The organism is Sinorhizobium terangae (assembly GCF_029714365.1).
GTDB classification, from domain to species: domain Bacteria; phylum Pseudomonadota; class Alphaproteobacteria; order Rhizobiales; family Rhizobiaceae; genus Sinorhizobium; species Sinorhizobium terangae.
The window spans coordinates 941710-959217 of record NZ_CP121659.1 but is presented as its reverse complement, the minus strand read 5'-3'; the positions used below and the strand labels follow the sequence as shown (position 1 = coordinate 959217).

Below are 17508 nucleotides of genomic sequence, written 5' to 3'. Positions count from 1 at the left end.
AATCAGCCCTTCATCGTGTTGATGTCTTCGACGTCGATCGAGCCGCGGTTGCGATAGAAGACGACGAGAATTGCAAGTCCGATAGCCGCTTCGGCGGCCGCCACCGTCAGAATGAACAGCGCGAAGACCTGGCCGGTGATGTCGTTCAGGAAGGCCGAGAAGGCCACCATGTTGATATTGACAGCGAGCAGGATCAGTTCCACCGACATCAGGATGATGATGACGTTCTTCCGGTTGAGAAAGATGCCGAAGACGCCGAGCGTGAACAGGATGGCGCTGACGGTCAGATAGTGGGAAATTCCGATTTCCATGTTGTAGTTCCTCGACCTCGCGTCCGGATTAGATGCCCTGCCCCGGCTTGACCGTGATCACCTCGACAGCGGTCTCGGGTGCGCGGGCAACCTGCCGCGGAATGCTCTGGCGCTTGATGTTCTGGCGGTGGCGCAGCGTCAGCACGATGGCGCCGATCATGGCGACGAGCAGCACGAGCCCCGCGATTTGGAAGAAGTAGATGTAATGTGTGTAGAGAACGTCGCCGAGTGCGGCCGTATTGGTCCGCTCGGTTACCGGCGGAATCGGCATCGCGATACCCTTGGCGATTTCCGGCGAGAAGGTCGTGCCGCCGACGACGATGATGAGTTCGGCCGCAAGGATCAATCCGATCAGAGCGCCGATCGGCGCATATTCAAGCACACCCGCGCGCAGCTCCGCGAAATCGATGTCGAGCATCATCACGACGAACAGGAACAGAACCGCCACCGCGCCGACATAGACGACGAGCAGGATCATTGCCAGGAACTCGGCCCCCGTCAGCAGGAAGAGCCCCGCCGAGTTGAAGAAGGTCAGGATCAGGAACAGAACCGAATAAACCGGGTTCTTCGATGCAATGACCATGAATGCCGATGCCACCGCAATGAAGGCAAAGAGATAGAAAAAAAGAACCTGCAGACCCATGATCGGTGCCTTTTTCGTCTTGCTCGGCGTGAAGGCGCCTGCCTCCACTCCATGGGCAAAGCCGGACACGGTCCGGCCGGCGCCCAATACCTGTTTCACATGCGTCGCTCTTAAGCGGCGCGATACAGCGTCACGCAGATAGCCTCAGCGGTAGGGCGAGTCCATCGCGATGTTGCGCGCGATTTCCCGTTCCCAACGGTCGCCATTGGCGAGCAGCTTTTCCTTGTCGTAGTAAAGCTCTTCACGCGTTTCGGTGGCGAATTCGAAGTTCGGCCCCTCGACGATGGCGTCGACCGGACAGGCTTCCTGGCAGAACCCGCAATAGATGCACTTCACCATGTCGATGTCGTAGCGCACCGTGCGGCGCGTGCCGTCGTTGCGGCGCGGGCCGGCCTCGATGGTGATTGCCTGGGCAGGACAGATCGCCTCGCACAGCTTGCAGGCGATGCAGCGCTCTTCCCCGTTCGGATAACGGCGGAGCGCATGCTCACCGCGGAAACGCGGGCTGACCGGCCCCTTTTCGAAGGGATAGTTCACGGTCGCCTTCGGCCTGAAGAAATAGCGCATGGACAAGAAGAACGCGCCGACGAATTCCTTGAGGAACAGCGAGTTGACGGCTTGCGAGAGACCGGCCATCATTTACCTCCAAACTTGCCGGCCTCGGAGACGCCGGCGGTATGCAGCGAAGCGCGGACGGACATCAAGCCCACCCCATCAGCTTCAAAACGAATGCGACGATGACGACCATGGCGAGCGACAGCGGAAGGAAGACCTTCCAGCCGAGGCGCATCAACTGGTCGTAGCGGTAGCGCGGCACGAAAGCCTTGACCATCGCGAACATGAAGAACACGAACGAGGCCTTCAGCACGAACCAGACGATGCCCGGGACCCAGTTCAGGAACCACACGTCGAGCGGGGGAAGCCAGCCGCCGAGGAACAGGATCGTCGTCAGCGCGCACATAAGGCAGATCGCCGCGTATTCGCCGAGCATGAACATCATATACGGAGTAGAGCCGTATTCGACCATGAAGCCGGCAACGAGTTCGGATTCGGCTTCGGGCAGATCGAAGGGCGGACGGTTCGTCTCGGCAAGGGCCGAGATGAAGAACACGACGAACATCGGGAACAGCGACAGCCAATGCCAGTCGAGGAACGAAGCCGGCAGGCCGATCATCGTTCCAAGGCCGTCGGTCTGTGCGGTGACGATGTCCGTCAGGTTGAGCGAGCCGACGCAAAGCAGAACCGTGACGATGACGAAGCCGATCGAAACTTCGTAGGACACCATCTGCGCGGCGGAACGCAAGGCGCCGAGGAAGGGATACTTCGAGTTAGACGCCCAGCCGCCCATGATGATGCCATAAACTTCAAGAGAAGATATGGCGAAGACGAAGAGGATGCCGACGTTGATGTTCGCGATCACCCAGTTTGCGTTGAGCGGAATGACCGCCCAGGCAGCAAGCGCAAGCGTCACCGAAACCAGCGGCGCAAGGAGGAAGATCGTCTTGTTGGCACCGGCCGGAATGACCGGCTCCTTGAAAACGAATTTCAGGAGGTCGGCGAAGGACTGGAACAATCCCCAGGGACCGACGACGTTCGGGCCGCGGCGGAGCTGCACAGCGGCCCAGATCTTGCGGTCGGCCAGCAGAATGTAGGCGATGAAGACCAGCAGCGCGACCAGCAGCAGCAACGACTGGGCGATCATGATGATCGCAGGCCAGAGATAGGTCGAAACGAAAGCGTCCATGATACTCTATTCCCTCGCGCTCATTCCGCCGCAGCTTTGAAATTGTTGCGTGCCAAAGCCGAGCATTCGGCCATGACGGCGGATGCGCGCGCTATCGGGTTCGTCAAATAGAAGTCTTTGACCGGAGACGCAAACGCGGATTTTGCCATCGCACCTGCTTTTTGTGCGAGTGCGGCAATTTCATCGCTGTCGCCGGCTGCGATCGCGTCGATATCGGCGAAATGCGGATGTGCCGCGTAGAGTTTCGCACGCAATTCGCCAAGCGAATCAAAGGGCAGCTTCCGGCCGAGCACATCGGAAAGCGCGCGGATAATGGCCCAGTCCTCACGCGCGTCGCCCGGGGCGAAGCCCGCGCGGCTACCAACCTGTACCCGGCCTTCGGTATTGACCCAGGTCCCGGACTTTTCGGTATAGGTCGCGCCCGGGAGAATAACATCGGCCGCATGTGCGCCGTTGTCCCCGTGCGAACCAATATAGACGGTGAAGCCGGCCTTTCGCGCCGAAAGGTCGATCTCATCCGCACCGAGCAGGAAGAGCACGTCGGTGCCGGCGACCATTTCCGCGGCCGACTTGCCGCCCTTGCCGGGGACGAAGCCAAGATCGAGAGCGCCGACGCGCGAGGCTGCGGTGTGAAGCACGGCGAAGCCGTTCCAATCCGCACCGACCGCGCCGACCGCGACTGCGAGCTTTGCCGCATTTGCGAGGACGGCCGCACCGCCCTCCCCTGCCAGCGCACCCTGGCCGACGACGATCAGCGGCCGCTCGGCCTTCTTCAAGGTGGCGAGGAACTTGGCCTTGCCGGAAAGGAGTTCGGCAAGCGTTTCGCTGCCCGCGCCGAGATATTCATAGTCGTAGCGCAGTTCACTCTGTTCGCCGATCACGCCGATCGGAAAATTGCCCATGCGGTAGCGCTTGCGGATGCGCGCATTGAGCACGGACGCTTCAAAGCGCGGGTTGGAGCCGATAATGAGCAGCGCATCGGCGTTTTCGATACCTTGGATCGTCGGGTTGAAGATGTAGCTGGCGCGGCCGAGCGATGGGTCGAGTGCGGCACCGTCCTGCCGGCAGTCGATGTTCTCAGAGCCGAGCGACGCGACAAGCTCCTTCAGAGCGTACATCTCTTCGACGGAAGCGAGATCGCCGGCGATCGCACCGGTCTTGTCGCCCGAGGTGTTTGCCACGGCAGCCTTGATCGCCTGGAACGCATCGCTCCAGCTTGCGGGCTGTAGACGGCCATCCTTCTTGACGTAGGGACGGTCGAGGCGCTGTGTCTTCAGCCCATCCCAGATGAAGCGGGTCTTGTCGGAGATCCACTCCTCGTTGATGTCCTCGTTGACGCGGGGCATGATGCGCATCACTTCGCGGCCGCGCGTGTCGACGCGGATCGCCGAACCGACGGCGTCCATGACGTCGATTGACTCCGTCTTGTTCAGTTCCCAGGGACGGGCCGTGAAGGCGAAGGGCTTGGAGGTGAGAGCGCCGACCGGGCAGAGGTCGACGACGTTGCCCTGCAGCTCTGAGGTCATCGCCTGTTCGAGATAAGTGGTGATCTCGGCGTCCTCGCCGCGGCCGATGAGGCCGAGCTCGGCAATGCCGGCGACTTCCGTCGTGAAGCGGACGCAGCGCGTGCAATGGATGCAGCGGTTCATCACCGTCTTCACCAGCGGGCCGATATACTTGTCCTCGACCGCGCGCTTGTTTTCCTGGTAGCGCGAGCTGTCGATGCCGAACGCCATGGCCTGATCCTGCAGGTCGCATTCACCGCCTTGGTCGCAGATCGGGCAGTCGAGCGGGTGGTTGATCAGCAGGAACTCCATGACGCCTTCGCGCGCCTTCTTGACCATCGGCGTGGTCGTGAAGACTTCCGGCACCTCGCCATTCGGGCCGGGACGCAGATCGCGCACACCCATGGCGCACGAGGCTGCCGGCTTCGGCGGTCCGCCCTTCACTTCGACCAGACACATGCGGCAGTTGCCGGCGACCGAAAGCCGCTCATGGAAACAGAAGCGCGGAACCTCGGCGCCGGCCTCTTCACACGCCTGGAGCAGGGTGAAATGATCCGGGACCTCGATCTCTTTTCCGTCGACTTTCAGCTTTGCCATCTTCGCACTCAATCCTGTCTTCCGTCCGCCTGCCTCTCGGCGGCAGACAATTCCGTTACGGCCACGCCGCTTGGTGGCGATGGCCGCGGAGGGGTCATCGCCTCATAATCTTTCATCACACGCCCTTGAGCGCCTTCGCCTGCCCTACCCAATCGTCGCGCAGGATGCGGCCGTCGAAGCCGAGTTCCTTATCCAGTCGCGCCACGTCCGCCTCGCTTAAGGCGGCGATGTCGGCAAAGCGGCGGATGCCCCTGGCGTTCAAGACCTGCTCAAGCTTCGGACCGATGCCGGAAATCCGCTTGAGGTCATCGGCTGCAACCGACGGCTTTGCAGACTTGGCCGGCGCCTTCGCTTTTGCCTTCGGCCTGGACACCCTGGAGGGCCGCGCAACAACGGGAGCCGGCAATGCTTCCGGAGCTTGCGCTACCACCCGCTTGGCCGGCGCTGCCGTAGGCTTCGGCGCGGCTGCGTGTGGCAGCACCGGCGCCGAGATGCCTTGCTGCATTGCACTCACAGCGCCCTGCATGGCGCCGAACATGATGCCGGCGATATGGCTCGATAGGCCGAAGCCAAGCGCCGTCGCGGCCGCGACCGCGGCCGTCGGATGCGCCATCAGCGGGTGCAGCGGCAGGTTCGGCATGTTTTTCATCCATTCGGCCATGCCGAACGGATCGGCCGGGTCGACGTCGAGGGACCGCGCGAATGGAATGACTACGCCGGGCTTTTCCATGCTTTGTCCGTCCTTACGTGCCCCGGCCATCGGTCGTTACTCCGCTGCTTCGAGCACCGCGCCGTGTGACGTCGCGTTGCGTGTGTATTCGTCGATGCGCTTTTCGATCTCCGGGCGGAAGTTGCGGATAAGGCCCTGAACCGGCCAGGCGGCCGCATCGCCAAGTGCACAGATGGTGTGGCCCTCGATCTGCTTCGTCACATCGAAAAGCATGTCGATCTCGCGCTTCTGCGCACGGCCTTGCACCATGCGTTCCATCACGCGCCACATCCAGCCCGTGCCCTCGCGGCACGGCGTGCACTGGCCGCAGCTCTCGTGCTTGAAGAATGCCGAGATGCGGGCGATCGCCTTGATGATATCGGTGGACCTATCCATGACGATCGCCGCAGCGGTGCCGAAGGACGACTTGACTTCGCGCAGACCGTCGAAATCCATCGGGCAGTCGATGATATCTTCGGCTTTCACGACCGGGCACGACGCACCACCCGGAATGACGGCCAAGAGATTGTCCCAGCCGCCGCGGATGCCGCCCGCATGCTTTTCGATCAGCTCGCGGAACGTGATGCCCATCGCCTCTTCGACCGTGCACGGCCTATTGACGTGGCCGGAGATCATGAACAGCTTCGTGCCGACGTTGTTCGGGCGGCCGATCGAGGAGAACCAGCTCGCGCCGCGGCGCAGAATGGTCGGCGCGACCGCGATCGATTCAACGTTGTTGACCGTCGTCGGGCAGCCGTAGAGACCCATGTTTGCCGGGAACGGCGGCTTCAGGCGCGGCTGGCCCTTCTTGCCCTCAAGGCTTTCGAGCAATGCGGTTTCTTCGCCGCAGATATAGGCACCGGCGCCGTGATGGACGTAGATGTCCATGTCCCAGCCGTGCTTGTTGTTCTTGCCGAGCAGACCCGCGTCATAGCATTCGTCGATCGCCGCCTGCAGCGCCTCGCGCTCGCGGATATACTCGCCGCGCACGTAGATGTAGGCGGTATGGGCGCCCATGGCGAAGCTCGCGACCAGACAGCCTTCGATCAGCGTGTGCGGATCGTGGCGCATGATGTCGCGGTCCTTGCAGGTGCCGGGCTCCGACTCGTCCGCGTTGACTACGAGATAATGCGGCCGTCCGTCGCTTTCTTTCGGCATGAAGGACCACTTCAGCCCGGTCGGGAAGCCGGCGCCACCGCGGCCGCGAAGGCCGGAAGCCTTCATCTCGTTGATGATCCAGTCGCGGCCCTTTTCCAGGATCTCTTTGGTGCCGTCCCAGTGGCCGCGCGCCATCGCGCCCCTCAGGGATTTGTCCTTGAGGCCGTAGAGATTGGTAAAGATGCGGTCTTCATCTTTTAGCATGGTTCACCTCTTTACCGCGGCTTCTTGCCGAAAACCTTGATGTATTCGGCTTCACCGCCCTTGGCGAGCGCCTTGGCCTGCTTGACCCAATCGTCGCGCTCGATACGGCCCTTGAAATTCAGATACCCGTCGACCCATTCGCGCTCGGCCTTCTTCCAGGAGGCAACCTGCGCAAACGTGTAGATGCCGATCTCGTGCAGGATCCCCTCGATCTTGGGGCCGACGCCCGAGATCAGCTTGAGATCGTCGACCGTCGCCGGCTTTTCGATGCTCGCCGGGCGGTTTTTGTCTTCGAGAGACGGCCGGCCTACGACCGCAGGCTTGGCAGGCTTGGACTTGTCGACGGTCTCGCCTTCGATCTTGGCGATGGTTGCCGCTTCTTTCCGCGCGGTGGCCGGCGTCTTCAATGTGGGATTGGTAACCGCGCTTGCGGTCTTCGCCCTTGCTGCGTTCGCCGGCGGGATGCTGACCGCCGGCTCGTTCGAGGTCTTCTTCGCCCGGCCGGGATTTGCCTGTGCGGGGCTATTTGTCGTCGCCGGATCCAGCGCCAGCAATGTCGTCGGGCCGCCAACGGGCGCGGAATAGACGCGGTCGATCTGGGGCCCGGGCGTAACTGCCGCACCCTTGCCTGCTTCGAAGTCGTCGATAATCTGTTCCAGGCGCTCAGGCGTCAGGTCTTCGAACGTGTCTTTGAAGATCATCACCATCGGCGCATTGACGCAGGCGCCCTGACATTCGACTTCTTCCCACGACAGGGTACCGCTCTCGTTCAGGGTGAAGGGATCCGAGGCGATCTTGCTCTTGCAGACCTTGATCAGGTCCTCGGCGCCGCGCAGCATGCACGGCGTGGTTCCGCAAACCTGCACGTGCGCACGCGTGCCGACCGGTTTCAGCTGGAACTGCGTGTAGAACGTCGCAACCTCGAGAACGCGGATATAGGGCATGCCAAGCATGTCTGCTACCGACTCGATCGCTGCCTTCGTGACCCAGCCATCCTGCTCTTGAGCGCGCATCAGCAGGGGAATGACCGCCGACTGCTCGCGGCCTTTCGGATATTTCTTGATCGTTGCCTTCGCCCAGGCAGCATTCTCTTTGTTGAACGCAAAGCTCGCTGGCTGGACAGTGTCTTCGGCTAGTCGACGAACGGACATTCTAGTGGACACCTTATCAGTTAATCGAACCGCACCGCGATTTCGCCACGGAGACGAATTCGCAGGCATAGGCTGACTGGTCTTTCTGCAAAAATACGATGTAGCGCGTGCCGTTGGCGACCGCGGCCTTGATCTCATAGCCCTTCGACAGGAGCGCGGACATGGAGCCGCCGCGCAATGCCTCGGACGACGCGCTGTTCACGTCCTCCTGGGCGAAAGCCGCAGAAGTGAACGCAAGAAGCCCGAGAACGGCAAGCAGCGCCAGACGCATCAGCGGTCTACCTCGCCAAACACGATGTCCAGGGAGCCGAGCACGGCCGAGACGTCGGCGAGCTGGTGTCCGCGACAGATGAAGTCCATGGCCTGCAGGTGGGCATAGCCCGGGGCGCGGATCTTGCACCGGTATGGCTTGTTGGAACCATCGGAGACCAGATAGACGCCGAATTCGCCCTTGGGCGCTTCGACCGCGGCATAAACTTCGCCGGCCGGGACGTGGTAGCCCTCGGTATAGAGCTTGAAGTGATGGATCAAGGCCTCCATCGAACGCTTCATCTCGCCGCGCTTCGGCGGCACGATCTTGCCGTCCATCGAAGAGACCGGCCCGGCCTCGGCGTCGCCGAGCAGGCGGTTCACGCACTGGCGCATGATCCTCGCAGATTCGCGCATTTCGATCATGCGGATCAGGTAGCGGTCGTAGCAGTCGCCGTTCTTGCCGATCGGGATATCGAATTCGAGATCGGAATAGCACTCATAGGGCTGCGCGCGACGCAGGTCCCAGGCGGCGCCAGAGCCGCGCACCATCACGCCGGAGAAGCCCCAGGCCCAGGCATCCTCCAGCTTTACGACGCCGATATCGACGTTGCGCTGCTTGAAGATACGGTTACCGGTAAGCAGCTCGTCGATATCGTCGACGGTCTTCAGGAACGGATCGATCCATTTGCCGATGTCCTCGACGAGCTGATGCGGCAGGTCCTGGTGCACGCCGCCCGGCCGAATATAGGCCGAGTGCATGCGGGCGCCACAGGCGCGCTCATAGAAGACCATCAGCTTCTCGCGCTCTTCGAAACCCCAGAGCGGCGGCGTCAGCGCACCGACGTCCATCGCCTGCGTTGTCACGTTAAGAAGATGCGAAAGGATACGGCCGATTTCCGAGTAAAGAACACGGATAAGCTGACCGCGGATCGGCACCTCCGTGCGCGTCAATCTTTCGACGGCAAGCGCGAAGGCATGCTCCTGGTTCATCGGCGCAACATAGTCGAGCCGATCGAAGTAGGGGATGGCCTGCAGGTAGGTCTTGGCCTCGATCAACTTCTCCGTGCCGCGATGCAGGAGGCCGATATGCGGATCGACGCGCTCGACGATTTCGCCGTCGAGCTCAAGCACGAGACGCAGAACGCCGTGCGCCGCCGGATGCTGCGGGCCAAAGTTGATGTTGAAGTTGCGGACGTTATGTTCGGTCATACCGATTGCTCCAGGCCGGTTGGCGTCCTCGCCGGACCGCCACGGGCCGACTTAAATCACCGTGCCTTCGCCTTCTCGTCGCCGGGCAGGACGTATTCGGTCCCCTCCCAGGGCGAAAGAAAATCGAAGTTGCGGAACTCCTGCTTCAGCTCTACGGGTTCGTAGACGACCCGCTTGGCTTCGTCGTCGTAACGCACCTCGACGAAACCGGTCAGCGGGAAGTCCTTGCGCAACGGATGGCCTTCGAAACCGTAGTCCGTCAGGATGCGGCGCAGATCCGGATGCCCGGTGAAGAGGATGCCGTACATGTCGTAAGCTTCCCGCTCGAACCAGTCCGCACCCGGATAGACCGAAGTGGCAGAAGGCACGGGGTCGCCGTCGGCAGTTGCGACCTTGACACGGACACGCAGGTTCTGGCGCGGCGACAGCAGATGATAGACGACGTCGAAACGATCCGGCCGCTGCGGGTAGTCTACGCCGCAGACATCGATCAGGCTGACAAAACCGCACTGCACGTCGTCGCGCAGGAAACTCAGGAGCGCAATGAGGTGCTCGGCCTCCACCGTCAGGGTCAATTCGCCGTATTTGATCGACGAATCGGCGATCAGCGCACCCCGCATCTCGCGCAGATAGGAGGCAAGCTCGTTCAGGGCTTCACTCATCTTAAAGACTCCCTGCCCTTAGCGCTCGATCGTGCCGGTCCGGCGGATCTTCTTCTGCAGCAGAAGCACGCCATAGAGCAGCGCTTCTGCCGTGGGAGGACAGCCTGGCACGTAGATGTCGACGGGCACGACGCGGTCGCAACCGCGCACGACCGAATAGGAATAGTGATAGTAGCCGCCGCCGTTGGCGCAGGAGCCCATCGAGATGACATAGCGGGGCTCCGGCATCTGGTCGTAGACCTTGCGAAGCGCGGGTGCCATCTTGTTGGTAAGCGTGCCGGCGACGATCATGACGTCGGACTGGCGCGGTGAGGCGCGCGGCGCGAAGCCGAAACGCTCGGCGTCATAGCGCGGCATCGACATCTGCATCATTTCGACGGCGCAGCAGGCAAGACCAAAGGTCATCCACATCAGCGAACCGGTGCGGGCCCAGTTGATCAGCTCGTCGGTCGAGGTAACGAGAAAACCCTTGTCGGCAAGCTCGTTGTTGATCTCGCCGAAGAAAGCGTCATTGCTGCCGATCGGCTTGCCGGTCGAGGGATCGATGATCCCCTTCGGCTGCGGCGCAACGAGCGTGGTGCCGGATGTTAGTTCCATTCCAGCGCTCCCTTCTTCCATTCATAGATAAAGCCGACCGTCAGCACCAGGAGGAAGACCATCATCGACCAGAAGCCGAACCACCCCATCTCCCTGAACGAGACAGCCCAGGGGAAGAGGAACGCCACTTCCAGATCGAAGATGATGAAGAGGATCGACACGAGATAGAAACGGATGTCGAACTTCATGCGGGCGTCGTCGAACGCATTGAAGCCGCATTCGTAGGCCGACAGCTTTTCCGAATCGGGCGCCTTGAAGGCGACAGCAAAAGGGGCGACCAGGAGTGCGAGGCCGATCACAAGCGCGATTCCAATGAAAATCGCGATCGGAACATAGGAACCGAGAAGTTCAGTCATTGTTATCCGTCCCTGCCTGCGGGAGAGCGCCGGAGAAGCGCTAAAACAACAAATCTCGCAGGCCGAAAAATATGTTGCAACGCCAGAGTGGTTAGCGCAGGCCGCGCCCGCGCGCAAGCCTTCAAGGGGCATTTAAACCGCTTCGCGACACAAGGATAATACGACATCATTCGGCGCAGCAGCGTCAAAGCGCGCATTTGTGGGAACGGACGAACTTTGCCGCAGATGGTTGCGCACCGAGACACAATGCCGCAATGCAAAACACGGAAATCCGCGCCACCAGATCGCATCGAAAGACAGGAGAAATGGCGCGAGTGACGGGGCTCGAACCCGCGACCTCCGGCGTGACAGGCCGGCACTCTAACCGACTGAGCTACACCCGCGCATCATGGCCATCTGGCCATTATTACATCATCGGCACATTTTGAGAATGCCGCTGCTTTGCCTTTCAAGAGTGGCGCGAGTGACGGGGCTCGAACCCGCGACCTCCGGCGTGACAGGCCGGCACTCTAACCGACTGAGCTACACCCGCATCATCTTGACTAGGCCGGAGCGACTTTGGTTCGCCCCGCATCAAAGCGGCCCTGCCGTTCGATGAGCGGCTAACTAAGCGGTTCGCATTTGGGTGTCAAGCGTGTTTGAAGACAAATCCGTGACGGAGCGGATTTTGATCCACAGCCCGCTTGGCGACACGGAATGAGGCACCAACCGAGACACCATTGGGCAGCCCGCCACCCGACATCCATGCGTTCCCAACACGACAACCTCCCAACCGCGCGAAGTTGTCCACAAGCGATGGCAATACACTTCGGTGCGAAACTCGCGTTCACAAAAAAAATCGAAAAAACCTTGCAAATGCTCTTGCGGTTTTTTCCGGTTGCGCATAGATCACGCCCACCGACGCGGCGGACACACTTGTTCGAAACGCGAGAGGGCGATTAGCTCAGTTGGTAGAGCGCCTCGTTTACACCGAGGATGTCGGGAGTTCGAGTCTCTCATCGCCCACCATTCTATCCGAAAAACGAAGCGACACAGCGGCATACACCCCTAAAACCGCGTCGCCCCGTCACGCTCCGCTGTACTGCTCGACCGTCACGTGTTCGAGCCAATCCACCACTTTGCCGTCGAGCGCTTCCTGGATGGCGATATGTGTCATCGCCGTATCCGGCCCGGCGCCGTGCCAGTGTTTTTCGCCCGGCGGAAACCACACGACGTCGCCCGCGCGAATTTCGCGCCGCTCCCCGCCCCAGCTTTGTGCCAGCCCACGACCTGCCGTCACGATCAGGGTCTGGCCAAGCGGATGCGTGTGCCACGCCGTCCGTGCGCCAGGCTCGAACGTCACCGTAACGACGCGAACGCGCGCCGGCTGGGGTGCCTCGAGCAGCGGGTCCTGCCGCACCGACCCAGTGAAATACTCTGTCGCGCCCCGCGCCGAGGGCCGCGATCCACATTCGATGATTTCCATTCGTAGGTCCTCCGTTTGCAGATCCAAAGTACGAAGCCAGCGTGTAGCCCGCGCTTCGTTACAGCCTGTGAATGGTTACTGACGGACAAGCGTACCGCGCGACGTCGCAAAGGTGTTCGTGATGGGTAAGATAGATCACCTGTCCGACGCGTGCCATGTCCGCCATCAATCCGAAGGCACGACCGGCGCGATCGTCGTCGAAAGTTTCCATGATGTCGTCGGCGATAAACGGCAGCGCTTCCCGGGCGGCGGCGACCTCGTGATAGCCGGCGATTCGAAGTGCGAGATAGAGTTGGAACCGCGTGCCCTTCGAAAGATCGCCGGCGAGCTTCGACCCGCCCGAAGCGACATTGGCGATCAGGAATTCCTGCCCCTTGTCCGCATGGGTGGAGAGGCCGGAATATTCGCCACCGCTGATCTGCATGAACATCCGCGAGGCTCGTTGCATCATGGCGCTGCGGTGGCGCTCTCGAAACAGCCGTAGCGCCTGCTCCGCCGCGATCACCCCTGCCCTCAATCGCAAATAGCCGATCGCCTTATTCTCGATGTCGAGAAGCAGCGTTCGGCGCCGCTGCTCCAAATCGGCGGCCCTGTCTCCGCCTTCGACGTCCGCAAGCGCCTTTTCCCGGGTCCGCACCTCCGCATGCAATTCGCTGACATCACGATCAGCAGCCTCAATTGCTTCTTCCAACCTCGCGAGTTCGTGCCGCAGTGCCGTCTCGTCGACCGCTGCCAGCATCGCCTCGGCCTCAGCGCATGTGGCCACGCCGAGCCGCGTGACAAGATCGTCGTCGAGTTCGGCGAGCCTTTGCCGCAACCTCTGCTGCTCGCGCACCGCGTCGAGGCAAGCGCCGGCTTCATCGAGCGTGGCGCAGCCAAAGAAGTCGAGCATGGCCTGTTTTGCGCACATATGAAGCTGCTCTTCGGCGTGCAGCCTTTGCAGGTCCTCTTCCATCCGCTCGATGCTGACAAGGGCCGCCTTGCGGTGCTCTTGCTGCTGATGAGCGATAGCGATGCGGTCGCGCATGGCGGCAAAGATCACCAAGGGATCATCGCCCGGCTCCAGCAACCCGAACGCTTCGGCCAAATTTGAAACCGCCTCGCGGAACGCGACCTGATCCTTGCGCATCCCGGAGATTCGATGATCGAGATCGGCTTTGCGCTGCATCAGCTTGTCAAAGTCCTGCAGGACCGCAAGCATTGGCCCGATCTCTTGCGGATTAGGCTGCTCGACTTGTCCGGCGAGCCAAGTCCCGGCAAGCCACGTCCCTGCTAGCGCCTCGTACCATTCACGCTGCCACGCGGCCATTTCGGCCTCTGCGTTCTCAAGCGTGATCTCCCGGTTTTCCAGCGCTTCCGAGGCCCGCCGATGCTGCTCGACAGCAGTCCGATGGGCGGCGGCAGCCGCCTGTGCCTCGGAAACGACGCGCTCCGTAGCGGCGAGCATGCCGTCGAGACGCTCCGGCAAATTCCCTGTCACGCCAATCCGTGCAAGCTCGTCCTGCAGTGCACGAACGATTGTCGCTTCCTCGCTGGCCGCCCGCTCGTGTTGCAGACGGGTCGCGCGCAAAGCCGCCCGTGTTTCCAGCGCAGCGGCACGTGTCGCCAACCAGGCCTCCAGCTGCGGTAACAGCATGCCGTTGGGTAAACCGCAGGCGCTCGCGGCCCGGGCAACCGCCGCGTCCAATTCCGCACGATCGCTGACGGCCACTCGTCGTTGCGCTTCAAGCTCGCACAGGCGGGCGCGCCGTTCCGTTATCGTGCATCTCAGGCCGCGCAGCTCCGCTATCCTTTCCGCCTGCCCCAACCGCAACGCGATTGCTTGGTCGTCCTCTTTCAGCAGCGTCTCGAAGGCGCTCGCAGTCCCGTGATCCAGCCGCAGCCTATGCTCCCGCCAGGCAACATCGCGCCGCAGCCGCAGTTCGCTCGCGGCCGCTTCGTCTAGGGTACCGCCGAAAGAGTTGAGCGCCGCAAGACGCGCTTCGTCACCGGCCTGGCGTTCGCTTTCGTCCGCGATCCTGGCATCAAGACGCAGCCGCCGCTCCCCAAGCGATGCCGCTTCCGCCCGCCAAGTCTCGACCATAGCAGGCGCCGGGACACAGATCGCCGCAAGCTCGTCCGCGCTTCCCTCGAACGGCCGTAACCCGCAGAGCTTGTCGGAAAGCTCCGCCTCCAGCCGATCGATCTCCCGGCCTGCCGCTTCTTGTCGAAGCAGGCAATCGTTCTGCCGCGCCAGCCGCAGGCGTTCCGCGAGATGGCAGAGGTCTCTCGCGCTTCCATCGTGTCGGCCAAGGTCCCGCTCGGCCTCCTGCCACTGCCGCTTCGCTTTCCCGACCTCCTCGCGCGCAGATGAAAGCCGCTCGGCGAGCGTCGCGTGACGCCGGACGAGATCCTGCAGCCGCGCGCCGGCTGCCGCGGGCAGGAGAAGAGCAGCAGGATCGGGATGGTCCTTTTGGCCGAGGCGGATGAGACAAGCTTCGATGCCGGCTGACGTAACGGCAAGCTCCTCGATGCGTGACGGCATGTCGCGCGCTGCCGTGAGATAGCGGGCGTCGAGCGCGGTTTCACGGAGCATGTCGAACCGCTCGGCAAACGTCAGCGCCAGCTCGTCCAGAGGCAGGCCCCCCAGTTCCTCGCGTCGGCGGCGCAATTCCTCGTTCAGTTGCGAAAACCGGGCGGCGATTTCCGTTTCCGTTTTGCGGAGCGCCGGCAGGTCGCTCCACCACTCCGAAGGGGGCAGCGGTAGCGCTTCCTGGCGGGCGAGCTCTTCCCGCACGCCGCGAAGCCGACCGAGAAGCGGCATGCAGTCGAGCTGCGCGCGTGTCCGGTCCCGCCCAACGCGGAGTTCCGCGCGGTGCGCCGACGCGCTGTCATGGCGCTCACGGGCACCTGCCAGCGCCTTGCGAAGCGACGCGTATTCGCGAGCGTTGATATCGATCGCGCTACGCTCTGCCTTCAGCGCGTCCAGTGCCGCCCTCAGTTCGGCAAGTTCGTGCTTGCGCCCTTGCGGCTTGTAGAAGGCATCTGCCTCGGCCCGCAACGTCGCCAATACGGCACTGCTGTCCGGCAGGCCGGAACTCGCGGAAAACAGCAGCGAACCAAGCTCGCCCTCGCTCTTGAGGATGCTTTCGCCGCCCTCTTCGATGCTGTCATCGTCCAGCGAAAACATCATGCGGTAGGTTGCGCGGTCGATAGACCCGAGGGCGGCCGAAAAGAGATTGTCCGGCACCGGCTGCTCGTCAGGGCCGACCAGGCTGTTTGCGTTGCGCTTGATGCGATAGGCGTGATGCCGCCGGCCGCCGGTTTCCACGACGCCACCGACGCGCATTGTCTGATAGGGGTGCAGAAAACCATAGGGGCTGAGTCGCTCGATCCCGAAAAGCAGATCGAGGAAACCGGAAAACAGGGTCGACTTGCCGGCCTCGTTCGGACCGTAAACCAGATGAAAGTCCGGTTGCCCGGGTTTGGCATCGCCGAAATCGAGGCTGCGCGCGGTGAATTTTCCGTAGCGTACAAGATCGAGTTGCTGAAGCCGCATCAGCCGCCACCCTTGGCGGCGGCGCCGTGGAGATGCGCCAGCACATCCGCACTCCCCATGAGGCTGGCATTCATCACCAGCTCTTCAAGCGCGTCTTCATCGGACGCCACCGTCTGCCGCAACTCAGGCGGGAGATGCTGCAGGAGTTCTTCAGCGACAGCCTTTAGTTGTTCACGAAAACCGAAGGCCGGCAGGACTTCATGTTCGACGAGGAAGGCAAGTTCCTCCACCGGCTCCCGGGACGGCCGATCGTCCTGCGCTCGCGGCTCCCGGCAGAGAAGGTCGATTTTTTCAACCCAGCATCCCCTCAACCCGGCAGAAATGTTCGTGAGCTCGGTTTTCAAGAGATCCGCATCCCTTCTCAGGCGCCAGGCAAGCGGGGTGGTGCCCGTCAGCGATAGACGCAGGATGAGATTCTCCGCCGATATCTCGTGTCGAAGGCGGGTCAGTGCACGCGTCCCCAGATCCAGCACGTCGCGCCACTCCGCCGCGCCCGTTACATCCACGGACAGCCGTTCGAACACGGCCAGACCGATCGGCCGCTCTTCTATTTCCACGCGGCCGTCATCGTCGATCGTGACGACGGTCACGCCTTTGCCGCCCGCTTCGTTGATGTCGCGCCCCTGCGGCATGCCCGGCATGACGATGAAAGGCAGTTCGCTGTGCACCTGGCGCTGGTGGACATGGCCGAGCGCCCAATAGTCGAAACCGTGCCGTTGCAGGTCGGCGACGCTGCAGGGCGCGTAGCGATCATGTCCCGGCGAGCCGGAGAGGCTCGTGTGCAGCATGCCGATGTTGATCGCGTCGGCGACCGGCGGATGAAACGACGGCAGCAGGCTTTCCGGTGCATGCGGATTGGCGAAGCTCACCCCGTGAATATGGACTGTTCTGCCGCTTGCCAGTGTCTTGGCAATGATCGGCTTGCTTCGCCCCTGGAAGACGTGAACCGACGGCGGCAACGTCAGCTCGCGCGTTACCTGGGACTGGGCGTCATGGTTGCCGCGAATAACGAACGTCCGGATGCCGGCCTCGTCCAGGCGACGCAGTTCACCGGCGAGGAACAGCGCGGTGTTCATGGAGGTCTGGCTACCGTCATAGAGGTCGCCCGCGACCAACAGAGCGTCGACGCTTTCGGCGATACATAGATCGACGATGCTTGTCAGTGCGCTACGGGTGGCTCCGCGCACGAGATCGGCGAGCTCCCCATTTCTGAGAGCCAGGCTGCGCAAGGGCGAATCGAGGTGGAGGTCTGCGGTGTGGACGAAGCGGAAGGGCATGGCCGACCATGGCCCGACGCTGCCTCGCCCGTCAATGGCGCCCGGCCGGTCGACCACAGGTGATCACGCTGACCGCACAAACACCCCTCGAAAACGGGGCCGTTTCTTTCTGCTGAACAAGGACGCCTTA

The 17508-nt window shown here is 62.1% G+C and carries 16 protein-coding genes and 3 tRNA genes; 1 reads left to right on the top strand and 18 read right to left on the bottom strand.

The features are described from left to right. Positions 1 to 2: 2 nt before the first annotated feature. The 15 genes from nuoK to QA637_RS04465 form a co-directional block, all read right to left on the bottom strand. Positions 3 to 311, bottom strand: a complete 309-nt coding sequence (gene nuoK / locus QA637_RS04535) for an NADH-quinone oxidoreductase subunit NuoK (protein ID WP_066869967.1) — start codon at positions 309 to 311, stop codon at positions 3 to 5. Positions 312 to 339: 28 nt separating this feature from the next. Further along, a complete protein-coding gene (locus tag QA637_RS04530) occupies positions 340 to 954 on the bottom strand; it encodes an NADH-quinone oxidoreductase subunit J (protein WP_283064873.1) in 615 nt (204 codons plus the stop codon). Between the two features lie 144 nt (positions 955 to 1098). Further along, positions 1099 to 1590, bottom strand: coding sequence for an NADH-quinone oxidoreductase subunit NuoI (nuoI, locus tag QA637_RS04525; RefSeq protein WP_136504284.1), 492 nt, complete (start codon positions 1588 to 1590; stop codon positions 1099 to 1101). Positions 1591 to 1654: 64 nt separating this feature from the next. Further along, entirely contained in the window at positions 1655 to 2698 is a 1044-nt protein-coding gene (gene nuoH / locus QA637_RS04520; protein WP_153436582.1) for an NADH-quinone oxidoreductase subunit NuoH, read from the bottom strand. 20 nt (positions 2699 to 2718) lie between these two features. Further along, a complete protein-coding gene (nuoG, locus tag QA637_RS04515; RefSeq protein ID WP_283063893.1) occupies positions 2719 to 4800 on the bottom strand; it encodes an NADH-quinone oxidoreductase subunit NuoG in 2082 nt (693 codons plus the stop codon). A 115-nt stretch (positions 4801 to 4915) separates the two neighbouring features. Beyond that, complete coding sequence (locus tag QA637_RS04510) at positions 4916 to 5560, bottom strand: NADH:ubiquinone oxidoreductase (RefSeq protein ID WP_283063891.1); 645 nt, start codon at positions 5558 to 5560, stop codon at positions 4916 to 4918. A 6-nt stretch (positions 5561 to 5566) separates the two neighbouring features. After that, positions 5567 to 6871, bottom strand: a complete 1305-nt coding sequence (nuoF, locus tag QA637_RS04505) for an NADH-quinone oxidoreductase subunit NuoF (protein ID WP_283063889.1) — start codon at positions 6869 to 6871, stop codon at positions 5567 to 5569. 11 nt (positions 6872 to 6882) lie between these two features. Beyond that, entirely contained in the window at positions 6883 to 8022 is a 1140-nt protein-coding gene (locus QA637_RS04500) for an NADH-quinone oxidoreductase subunit E (RefSeq protein WP_153436578.1), read from the bottom strand. Positions 8023 to 8038: 16 nt separating this feature from the next. Then, positions 8039 to 8293 carry a hypothetical protein gene (locus tag QA637_RS04495; protein WP_283063887.1) on the bottom strand — a complete coding sequence of 85 codons (255 nt, stop codon included), beginning with the start codon at positions 8291 to 8293 and terminating at the stop codon, positions 8039 to 8041. Then, positions 8293 to 9483, bottom strand: a complete 1191-nt coding sequence (locus tag QA637_RS04490) for an NADH-quinone oxidoreductase subunit D (RefSeq protein WP_283063885.1) — start codon at positions 9481 to 9483, stop codon at positions 8293 to 8295. Before QA637_RS04490 ends, QA637_RS04495 begins: the two co-directional genes overlap by 1 nt. 56 nt (positions 9484 to 9539) lie before the next feature. Beyond that, positions 9540 to 10145 (bottom strand): NADH-quinone oxidoreductase subunit C, encoded by a 606-nt coding sequence (locus QA637_RS04485; RefSeq protein WP_283063883.1) that lies wholly within the window; start codon positions 10143 to 10145, stop codon positions 9540 to 9542. A gap of 18 nt (positions 10146 to 10163) precedes the next feature. Further along, complete coding sequence (locus tag QA637_RS04480; RefSeq protein WP_153436575.1) at positions 10164 to 10742, bottom strand: NuoB/complex I 20 kDa subunit family protein; 579 nt, start codon at positions 10740 to 10742, stop codon at positions 10164 to 10166. Next, the gene (locus tag QA637_RS04475) at positions 10733 to 11098 is read right to left on the bottom strand and encodes an NADH-quinone oxidoreductase subunit A (protein ID WP_153436574.1); all 366 of its coding nucleotides are present in this window, start codon (positions 11096 to 11098) and stop codon (positions 10733 to 10735) included. The genes QA637_RS04480 and QA637_RS04475 overlap by 10 nt, the downstream gene beginning before the upstream one ends. A gap of 306 nt (positions 11099 to 11404) precedes the next feature. After that, positions 11405 to 11481 (bottom strand) — tRNA-Asp (locus tag QA637_RS04470). A gap of 72 nt (positions 11482 to 11553) precedes the next feature. Next, positions 11554 to 11630: transfer RNA gene (locus QA637_RS04465), tRNA-Asp, on the bottom strand. A gap of 400 nt (positions 11631 to 12030) precedes the next feature. Here QA637_RS04465 and QA637_RS04460 point away from each other — a divergent pair. Next, positions 12031 to 12106, top strand: a tRNA-Val gene (locus tag QA637_RS04460). Between the two features lie 58 nt (positions 12107 to 12164). Here QA637_RS04460 and QA637_RS04455 read toward each other — a convergent pair. The 3 genes from QA637_RS04455 to QA637_RS04445 are packed head-to-tail and all read right to left on the bottom strand — an operon-like array spanning position 12165 to position 17378. Then, positions 12165 to 12563 (bottom strand): (R)-mandelonitrile lyase, encoded by a 399-nt coding sequence (locus QA637_RS04455; RefSeq protein WP_283063880.1) that lies wholly within the window; start codon positions 12561 to 12563, stop codon positions 12165 to 12167. 58 nt (positions 12564 to 12621) lie between these two features. Further along, entirely contained in the window at positions 12622 to 16101 is a 3480-nt protein-coding gene (locus QA637_RS04450; protein WP_283063878.1) for an ATP-binding protein, read from the bottom strand. Further along, on the bottom strand, positions 16101 to 17378 hold the full coding sequence (locus QA637_RS04445; RefSeq protein WP_283064872.1) for a metallophosphoesterase family protein: 1278 nt from the start codon (positions 17376 to 17378) through the stop codon (positions 16101 to 16103). Before QA637_RS04445 ends, QA637_RS04450 begins: the two co-directional genes overlap by 1 nt. Between the last annotated feature and the right edge of the window lie 130 nt (positions 17379 to 17508).